Origin of the sequence: Bacillus sp. SD088 (genome assembly GCF_017355205.1) — a bacterium.
In the GTDB taxonomy this organism is placed as follows: Bacteria; Bacillota; Bacilli; order Bacillales; family Bacillaceae_C; genus Lederbergia.
The window spans coordinates 40,931-50,566 of sequence record NZ_JADIJK010000034.1 but is presented as its reverse complement, the minus strand read 5'-3'; the positions used below and the strand labels follow the sequence as shown (position 1 = coordinate 50,566).

Here is a 9,636-nt window from a genome sequence, read left to right as displayed (position 1 = left end):
GGAGGTACCTCAGGAGGGAGTAGATGAAAAAAGAAATCATGTACTAGTGCAGGCGAAGCAATAGGATGTCACCGGTGAGTCTGTCGCCAGGACGGCGCGTATTTAGTCTTTGTACATTAACGCTCCTACGATCTCACCTGTTACGCTAATCCCCACAGGAGTCGCCGTTTTCCGCTTCAATCAACAGCAACTGCTCATAATCAATGGTTTTTCAGTTGCCTTTCATACTTCATATATATCCTCCACTATGGTAATACATTGTTTGTCCTTGGAGCTTAACATTTTAATTATGTCCCTACCCCTATTCCGTACACAAAAAAAGTGTTTCACAGCGAACAATAAAAAACGCAATTTTCGCTTTTTTGTATTTTAATCCTTAACCATTCTACATATTTTGCTAGTTAAGGAGAGACTGCCGGTACTAAGATAAAATCTAAGCCACCGATGGATCGGAGATAGCATTGTTTTATCTAGAAAACTGCTTTTTTCATTAAATATCTTGACAGAAAAATAGAGATGGTGTAATTTGAATGAAAGGGGAATACATTAAAAATAATCATACTGTAAAATTTAATTTCATTTAATGTTTTATTTGAAAGCGCTTAATAAGGTTAAGAAAAAATATTAATCTATATTTTAAGCTCGAGGCTATACAAGGAGTCTTTTAAACAAAATTTTTATGAAAACGCTTCGATTAAGCGGGTTAATCCTTATCTAAGGGGGTGATCGGCAAGAAATTCGTTGATAGAAATGTTTTTACCCTTTTTTAAAACTTACAATCTATATAGGGGGTTTTTTCTTTGAAAATGAAAAAAATAGCATATGTGTTTATGGTGTTATTATTGCTGTTCCTCGTTGCATGTAGTAAAGATTCAGGAGAAAAAGCTGGCACAACGGATGAGGGAAAAAAAGAGGCATCGGAAAATTTCAACGAAACAGGCATGCCAATCGTCAACGAACCGATTACGCTTAAGATGTTTGCTGGAATGGCAAACAATACACAAAAGAATTGGAATGATATTCTTATTTGGAATACGTATGAAGATATGACAAATATTCATGTTGAGTGGGAACAGAATGACGCAGAGGCTCTCGAGGAAAAACGAAACCTAGCACTGGCCAGTGGCTCCTTACCGGATGCTTTCTATGCAGCAAATATGCCTACTCTAGATATTTTTAAATATGGGCAACAAGGCTCCTTTCTTGAGTTAAATGATTTGATTGAAAAGTATGCCCCTAATTTGACAAAGCTAATGGAAGAAAATCCTGATATTCGTAAAGCGATCACATTTCCGGATGGGAAAATATATTCATTACCTGTTATTCATGACCCAGATTTCACTTCTGTAAGAACTCACCCACTTATGTGGTATAACTCTGAGCTATTAGATAAATATGGAATGGAAGTGCCGGAATCCACAGAGGAATTTTATCAATACTTAAAGAAAGTGAAAGCAGAAGATCCAGATATCACCCCATATGGTTCTTATAACGGAACTTTAATGGTGAATTATTTACGGGGAGCTTTCGGAGTTGGAACAACTGGACGTAGCTATATTGATAAGGATCCAGAAACAGGAGATATCCGTTTTTATCCTGTAACAGATGGTTATAAAGAATTATTGCAATATATGAATAAACTGCATTCCGAAAAACTAATTGAACCTAATATCTATACGATTGACTGGGCTCAATTTTTAAATAACGGAGCAGAAGACAAATATGCGAGTATGATTTTCTATGCACCTGAAGAACTCTTTGGTAAAGATGTAGGAGAAAAGTATGTCGGTGGATTACCGCTTGAAGGACCGAAGGGGGAACATAAATGGTCCAATGTGGCGCACCCAGTAGGACATATTGGAAAATTTATTTTAACGAGTGAAAATTCCGATCCTGCAGCGACCATGAGATGGATTGATTACTTCTATAGTGATGAAGGGTCAAGATTATTTTATATGGGCGTTGAAGGTGAGACCTATGAACAAACAGATGATGGTAAATTTAAGTATGCGGAAAAGATTACAAATAGTAGCGAAGGATTAACGAAGGAACAAGAAATTGTTAAGTATCTTGCCTGGGTTGGGATTGGCGCACCTGGTATTTTGATGCAAGATTACTTTGATGGCTCAGAAGGATCTGATCAAGCTATTGAAGCTGCCCAAAAAGTTGAACCTTATTTACTGGATGAAGTATGGCCGCAATTCACTTACACAGAGGATGAGGCAAAAAAATTATCTTCTCTCTCTGCAGATATTGAAAAATACGTAGATGAAATGCAAGATAAATTTGTTGTTGGGGAAGAATCCTTTGATAAATGGGATAGCTTCGTGAAAAACATTGAAAAAATGGGCTTGGAGGAATACATGGAAATTCAAAAACAAGCCTTTGAGCGTTACGAAGCCAATTAATCATTGTTTAATCGAATTAATGGGAAATGTGGAATTACTGACTTAGAAAGCAAATAAAAAAAGCCGGTAAAGCGAGAGATCTGGGAAACCCCAGATCTTTCTTATATTGAACTGAAATGACGCAAGTATAGAAATAAACTGATAAATATATAGTTTAACGATTGAAAATTAAAGTATAATAAAATGGTGGTAGTTATATGTAGATCAAGTTCGCTATACGTAACTAATATAAAAGGGATGAGATTGATGAGTGAAGAACAATTATTTGAACAAATGAAAATGTGGCGTAACTGGACGGTTGAGTTTCTACGTACAATTCCCGAGGAAGTCGTTGATCAAATTCCTTCTGGTCATAATAACAGTATTCGTTGGAATGCTGGCCATATTTTAGTAGGATGGGACAATACGATGTTTCCAGCTGTTAATAAGGAGAGACAAATGCCCATCCCTTATCACTTGATGTTTCCAAGAGGGAGTAAACCAGAGAATTGGACAGAACAACCTCCATCAATGGCTATGCTTATTAAGCAGTTGGAAGAGCAACCTATTTTCATTGAAGAAGCGTGCAAGGGTCACCTTGATAAACTACTTAAAGAATCTTTTTTAGGGATGAGAACTATAGGAGATATGGTGATTTTTCATATGAACCATGAAAGTCTACACATGGGAATAATTAAAAGCATGAAGCAAACATTACTAAAGGAATGAATAGCTTTATTCATTTTTTATGTAGTGACTCTTTTTAAAAGAGTTTTTTATGAATTGAATTGCTGCATCAAATGGCCACGCTAGTTGTATTATATCCTCGGAATCACGACTATGCATTTCCTGAGAGTTTTCCTATACTGGACCATGCCAACAGTTGAATGAGATGATAGAACAGTTGTTCAATTGATGAATTTTGTCAAGACATAAATTAGACAAAATTAATATTGAATTCGCCTTGAAAAGTTTCGTATAATTAAGATTGTGCTTGTAATGTTTAAAAAAAGGTAGAAATGTAACTTTTTGTGACAATAAACGTCTATTATTATAGACAACTTTATGCATTATTCGTAGTAGCTCATGGAGAAGGTAAAAGAAAAATTATATAAGGGAAAGGAAAACAAAAAAATGCAAAGAGCAAAACAAAAAAAGAAAAGGACAGGTTTAAAGATATTTCTCACTGTCCTTATTGTATTAGTATTAGGAGTTGTAGGGTATGGATATTCCATTTGGCATAATGTGAATAAAGCTGTGAACACAGTTCATAAACCGATTGAGCGGACACCTGAGGTAAAAAGGCCCTCAGCATTATCTTTACAGGAAAAGGAGCCTTTTTCTGTCTTGATGCTTGGGGTAGACGAACGAGCCGGAGATAAAGGCCGATCAGATACAATGGTTGTGATAACTGTAAATCCAGAAGCGAATTCGATGGAAATGTTAAGCATTCCTCGTGACACTCGAGTTGAAATTGTTGGACATGGAACAACCGATAAAATTAACCATGCTTATGCTTTTGGTGGTGTGGAAATGTCGATGAACACAGTGGAGAAATTTCTAGACATCCCTATTGATTATTATATTAAAATGAATATGGATGGATTTAAAGATATCGTCAATGCGGTAGGCGGAATTACTGTGAATAACGATTTAGAATTTTCGCAGGATGGTCACCCATTTGCTAAAGGGAAAATTGATTTAGATGGGGATGCAGCGCTAAGTTACGCGAGAATGCGTAAGCAAGACGCCCGAGGAGACTTTGGAAGACAGATGCGTCAGCGTCAAGTAATTGAAGGTGTAATGAATAAAGGCGCAAATATCTCAGCCCTCTGGAAATACGATGATGTTTTAAAAGCGTTAAGTAATAATGTCGAGACAAACTTGGCGATGGATGACATGGTTGATATTCAGAAGAACTATGCTGGTGCTCGCCATAAAATTGAACAATTAGAAATCAAGGGAAGCGGCTCGACGATCGGTGGCATATGGTATTATATCGTTGCCGATGACGAACGTACAAACATCCAAACTCACTTAAAAGAACATCTTGGTTTGAGCTAGGTAAAAAGAGGGAGAGGCTTCGTGGAGTCTCTCCCGGTGCCTGGCACGCCCCGTTTTTTGTCGAACGAAAGTTGTTGAATGTGGTCGATTTATCTTGGTCTAATGTAATTAGAACAGACGTTTCTCTTGTTGGTGAATCGTTGATGAAGAAAGGAAGTGTATAGGTGGAAAAGATTTCGAGTATCGGGTTAAAAGGCTTAGAAGGATATAAAATCCAAGTTGAGGTTCAGGTTTTTAGCGGATCTCCTTCCATGGTAATAGTTGGATTACCAGATAAGTCGATTAAAGAGTCTCGGGAGCGAATTTTAACTGTTCTAAGGAGCGTGGAAAGCACAATTACGACACGAAAGGTCATTGTCAACTTATCTCCTGCAGAGCATAAGAAAAATGGCCCGTTACTGGATTTTGCTATCGCTATTGGAATCTTAAAGGAATTAAAAATATTAAATAATGAAATGGAGGAAGGTGTAGCATTTCTAGGAGCAATGTCCCTTGATGGTACTTTACTTAGCACGGAAGATCTTTTATCAACAATCTTAGCTGCAAAATCGTTAAACTACAAAAAAGTATACCTCCCTTATGACCCCAATATTCCTCTTGAAATAATAGAAGGTATCGAATTAATTTTCTTCAAAGATATTTATACGGCTATTGATTATTTTCAGGGCAAAAAAATAAAAAATGAAATTCTACAACAACATAATAAATACCATCCTACTCATCTTACTCCGCATAAAAGTTTTTCTTATATCATTGGACATGAAAAAGCGAAAAGAGCATTGGAGATAGCGGCCTCTGGTGAACATAATGTTTTGCTAATTGGATCTCCTGGATGCGGGAAAACCCTTCTGGCGGAAGCATTTCCTACTATATTACCTCCATTATCTAATAAATCCTTGTTAGAAGTCATGAGTTTATACCAGTTGGCTGGTGAAAGACGTACTGCTCATTCTACACCGCCATTTCGTTCTCCGCATCATTCGAGTTCTTCTGTTTCGTTGATTGGAGGAGGCTCATTTCCGAAGCCTGGAGAAATATCACTTTCACATAAAGGGGTTCTCTTTTTAGATGAAATGGCTGAATTTCCAAAGAAATCCCTAGAAATGCTTAGACAGCCATTGGAAAGTGGAATCGTGTCAATCAGTCGAGTGCAATCAAAAGTCAGCTATCCATCATCTTTTATTTTAATAGGTGCAACAAATCCATGTCCATGTGGTTATCATGGATCTAAGCATCATTATTGTATCTGTTCTCCTCAACAAATAAAAAACTACCGTAATAAAATATCTGGCCCTGTTAACGACAGAATAGATATTTTCCTTCATTTGCATTCATCCAATCAAGAAACGATGGTTCAAGAGAGTGAAGACTCGAGAATGATTCGGAGCCGCGTTGAAATTGCTAGAAAGCGGCAGTACATCCGCTACAAAACCGAACAAACGAACGGAAAAGTGGCAATAGAAGAGTTATTAGCAACAAGTCCCCTTACAAAAAATCAAGAGCAATGGCTTGTTACCTTATCATTAAAACACCATTGGAGTAATCGAGTTAAACTAAAAATTATCCGACTAGCAAGGACCATTTCTGATTTGCAAAATCAAGCTGTTATTACAGATGAGGCTATTAAAGAGGCCATTTCTCTTCGAAATGGTTCCTTATATTAGCCACAAGGGATTGTGCATATAGGCGTTCAAAACAACATCTGACATAATACCTTTGGATAAAAGATTGATAGAGGGAGGAAAAATGAGTAGAAAAAAAGAATTTGGATACCAGAATGTTTTTATCACATTACAAGCAGAGGCAATCGAAAAGAGCCGTTATTTTTAAATCATTTGGATTACCGAGCCTTTTTCCATATATTACAGAAAATTCATGAAAAAATCCCTCTTGAATTTGCATCTTTTTGTATCATGTCTAATCACTTTCACCTTCAGCTAAGAAGTCAGCAGGCCTCCATTTCAAAAGTAATGGCATTATTAAATAAGCGATATGCCAATTATTATAATACTCGCTATCGTTTGACGGGTCATGTGTTTGAAAATCGATTTTTTAGTTCCCTTATAGAAGATCGAGCAGGGATGCTTCAAGTGAGCAAATACATCCATTTAAACCCAGTGAAGGCGGGAATGGTAAAAAAACCAGAGGATTACGCCTGGAGTAGTTACCGGTTTTATCACCAAGAAATAAAAAATAATCTCCCTTCCTATATAAATATATATGCATTATTAGATCTCTTCGAAGGAACTCTAGCAGAAAAGCAACACCAATATAATCAAGGCTTGTCTATTACTTTGGAAAGAATGAATGACGAACAAACAACCAATCTGTAACGCATTGTTATAGATTGATTGTTTTAATTTCAGTCGATAAAATTCGGGGAGTTCCGGTGCACAGTGAAAATCTCCTTGACTATTTTGGTAGAAACGTTTAAATTATAGACGAAGTTTAAAATAAGGGGATGAGATGGATGTCAGAGAAATTGAAGGTAGCAATTGTTGGTTGTGGTGGCATTGCGAACGGTAAGCACATGCCTAGCCTATCTAAAGTAGAGCAGGTAGAATTAGTTGCTTTCTGCGATATTATTGTGGAAAAAGCGGAACAAGCGGCTGCTAAATTTGGAGTCGAAGGTGCAAAGGTTTATGAAGACTATAAAGAATTGTTAGCGGATTCGTCTATTGATGTTGTACATGTATGTACACCAAATAGCTCGCATGCCGAAATTTCGATCGCTGCATTGGAATCTAACAAACATGTAATGTGTGAAAAGCCAATGGCTAAAACATCGGAAGAAGCAAAGCAAATGGTTGAAGCTGCTAAACGTACAGGTAAAAAGTTAACAATTGGCTATAATAATCGTTTCAGACCTGACAGCCTTCATTTACATAATGTTAGTGCTCGTGGAGATTTGGGTGAGGTTTATTATGCGAAGGCCCATGCAATCCGTCGTCGTGCTGTTCCAACTTGGGGTGTTTTCCTTGATGAAGAAAAGCAAGGCGGAGGTCCGTTAATTGATATTGGTACTCACGCATTGGATCTTACATTGTGGACGATGGATAATTATAAACCAAAGGCGGTATTAGGAACAACTTACCATAAACTTGGACATATGGAAAACGCTGCAAATGCATTTGGATCTTGGGATCCTGAAAAGTTTAAGGTAGAAGATTCTGCTTTTGGTTTTATTACAATGGAAAACGGCGCAACAATTGTTTTGGAATCAAGCTGGGCCCTTAATACATTAGATGTGGATGAAGCGAAGGTTTCTTTAAGTGGGACACTTGCTGGTGCAGATATGAAGGATGGTCTTCGTATCAATGGAGAAGAATTTAGCCGTTTGTATACGAAAAAAGTAGATTTAGGTGTTGGTGGGGTTGCATTCTATGGTGGAAAAGCAGAAAGCGATTCTGATATCGAAGCACGCCAATGGATTGAAAGTATTATTAATGATACAGAGCCACTTGTAAAACCAGAACAAGCTTTTGTGGTGACACAAATCCTTGAAGCTATCTATGAATCAGCGAAAACAGGAAAAGCAGTATACTTTGATTAATAGATTTCTACTATTATTCCGATCTATCTTAGGTAGATCGGAATTTTTTTGCGGAAAAATGGAATGGTCTGTATGATGGGAACTATTAGTCAAGTAACCAGGTTTTTAGGCAAAGGCTCTTTTCGCAAAGATTGTTATTTTTTTAAATTATTCTCTTATAATTTTTCAAAAAAGGAGAGTTTATGAAGAAGATTATTGTTTTTGTATTAACAATATGTATATTATTCTCAGGATTCGCAAAACAAAGTTATGCGTTGTCAGATTCGCAATCTGCGGCAATACAAGCGTTGCTAGATGATGCCTGTCGTATATCAGGTGTGCCGGGAATGTCAATCTCAATACTTGCTGATGATAAAGTGTCCTACTTTTCTTCTGGGTATGCAGACCGTGAAAAGGGGTTGTCTGCAAGTGAAAATACACTCTATGAGTTAGCCTCGGTGAGTAAAGCTTTTACCGGTATGGCGATTTTGCTATTGGAAGAGCAAGGGCTGCTCTCAATGACTGACCCTGTCCAAAAATATTTACCTTGGTTTACGTTAAAGTATCAAGGGAAACCTGTTGATATGCAAAGCCTTACACTAAATAACTTTCTTCACCATACCAGTGGTCTAACAAATATTAGGCATACAATATACAATATTCCACAAGGCAATACACCGGATATGTTGCAAAAGACTGTGGAAATGCTCGTGGATGCTGAATTGGCGTTCCCTCCCGGTGAGCAATATAACTATGGAACCGTTAATTATGACGTATTGGGTTTGGTTATTGAGACTGTGTCGCGACAAAGCTATGAAGACTTTATGAAGGAACAGGTATTTCAGCCGTTAGGTCTTCACCAGACGTATGTTTATAAAGAAGATGCTCAAGCCACTGGACAGTTGGCACAGGGCTACCGTTCTTCCTTTTTTATGACAACTCCATTTAAAGCTCCGGATTATGCTGGGAATAAACCCGCAGGCTACATCATTTCTAATACAAAAGATATGGCGCGCTGGATGGGCATACAGATGGGTATCTTGCAGGACATACCCGAAATATTTCACACGGTTATCGAAAAATCACATCAAGGTGATATGTCTGTTTCGGCTGTCAACGATATGTATTATGCGGCAGGCTGGTCCGTAAACGCCGACCAAACGATTATAGAACACACTGGGGGCAATCCAAATTTCAGAACCCAAGTAGCCATACTGCCAAATGAACGAACAGCCGTCAGCTTGCTGAGCAACGGCACAAATACCAATATAAACCTGGTACTAAAAGTTAAAGATATATTAGACGGCAATCTAACTCAGTCATATGAAATAAGCGGTACACAGCTTTTGGACATCATTTTGTCGTCTACCACAATTATTCTTTGCCTATTGGCCGTTTTGCTATTTCTCTTAGGATTACGCAGAAGGAAAACGAATGAGCTGCAGCCAATGACAAAAAAGAGAATAATCGTAACAGCTATTTTCCTGATCGCTACGATTACCCTGGGTATACTGTGCTGTACTTTTGATTGGTCAACAATACTTATTTGGCAAACATATAGTGTTCTTACAGCTTTGATTTCGTCAGCATTATTAACAGCAAGCATTACATGGTTTGTATACACTCACCGATAAAATACCTCGCTCCCAAGAT

Annotated in this window: 7 protein-coding genes; all 7 read left to right on the top strand. The window is 37.6% G+C overall.

The window, feature by feature from the left end; genetic code table 11:
• Positions 1 to 806 precede the first annotated feature (806 nt).
• The 7 genes from IPU53_RS22070 to IPU53_RS22040 all read left to right on the top strand — a co-directional run bounded on the left by IPU53_RS22070 (position 807) and on the right by IPU53_RS22040 (position 9,617).
• Positions 807 to 2,408, top strand: coding sequence for an extracellular solute-binding protein (locus IPU53_RS22070; RefSeq protein ID WP_242698502.1), 1,602 nt, complete (start codon positions 807 to 809; stop codon positions 2,406 to 2,408).
• A 246-nt stretch (positions 2,409 to 2,654) separates the two neighbouring features.
• On the top strand, positions 2,655 to 3,116 hold the full coding sequence (locus IPU53_RS22065; RefSeq protein ID WP_207453225.1) for a DinB family protein: 462 nt from the start codon (positions 2,655 to 2,657) through the stop codon (positions 3,114 to 3,116).
• A 405-nt stretch (positions 3,117 to 3,521) separates the two neighbouring features.
• Positions 3,522 to 4,451: a polyisoprenyl-teichoic acid--peptidoglycan teichoic acid transferase TagU gene (gene tagU, locus IPU53_RS22060; RefSeq protein ID WP_207453223.1), complete on the top strand. Its 930-nt coding sequence runs from the start codon at positions 3,522 to 3,524 to the stop codon at positions 4,449 to 4,451.
• Positions 4,452 to 4,615: 164 nt separating this feature from the next.
• A complete protein-coding gene (locus IPU53_RS22055) occupies positions 4,616 to 6,115 on the top strand; it encodes a YifB family Mg chelatase-like AAA ATPase (protein ID WP_207453221.1) in 1,500 nt (499 codons plus the stop codon).
• Positions 6,116 to 6,220: 105 nt separating this feature from the next.
• A complete protein-coding gene (locus IPU53_RS22050; RefSeq protein WP_207453238.1) occupies positions 6,221 to 6,784 on the top strand; it encodes a transposase in 564 nt (187 codons plus the stop codon).
• Between the two features lie 137 nt (positions 6,785 to 6,921).
• Positions 6,922 to 8,004: a Gfo/Idh/MocA family protein gene (locus IPU53_RS22045; RefSeq protein ID WP_207453219.1), complete on the top strand. Its 1,083-nt coding sequence runs from the start codon at positions 6,922 to 6,924 to the stop codon at positions 8,002 to 8,004.
• Positions 8,005 to 8,186: 182 nt separating this feature from the next.
• Positions 8,187 to 9,617 carry a serine hydrolase domain-containing protein gene (locus tag IPU53_RS22040; protein WP_207453218.1) on the top strand — a complete coding sequence of 477 codons (1,431 nt, stop codon included), beginning with the start codon at positions 8,187 to 8,189 and terminating at the stop codon, positions 9,615 to 9,617.
• Positions 9,618 to 9,636: the final 19 nt, after the last annotated feature.

Coding starts and splice junctions, on each gene's coding strand:
- IPU53_RS22070 (WP_242698502.1), top strand. CDS start 807: ATGAAAAAAATAGCATATGTGTTTATGGTGTTATTATTGCTGTTCCTC.
- IPU53_RS22065 (WP_207453225.1), top strand. CDS start 2,655: ATGAGTGAAGAACAATTATTTGAACAAATGAAAATGTGGCGTAACTGG.
- tagU (WP_207453223.1), top strand. CDS start 3,522: ATGCAAAGAGCAAAACAAAAAAAGAAAAGGACAGGTTTAAAGATATTT.
- IPU53_RS22045 (WP_207453219.1), top strand. CDS start 6,922: ATGTCAGAGAAATTGAAGGTAGCAATTGTTGGTTGTGGTGGCATTGCG.
- IPU53_RS22040 (WP_207453218.1), top strand. CDS start 8,187: ATGAAGAAGATTATTGTTTTTGTATTAACAATATGTATATTATTCTCA.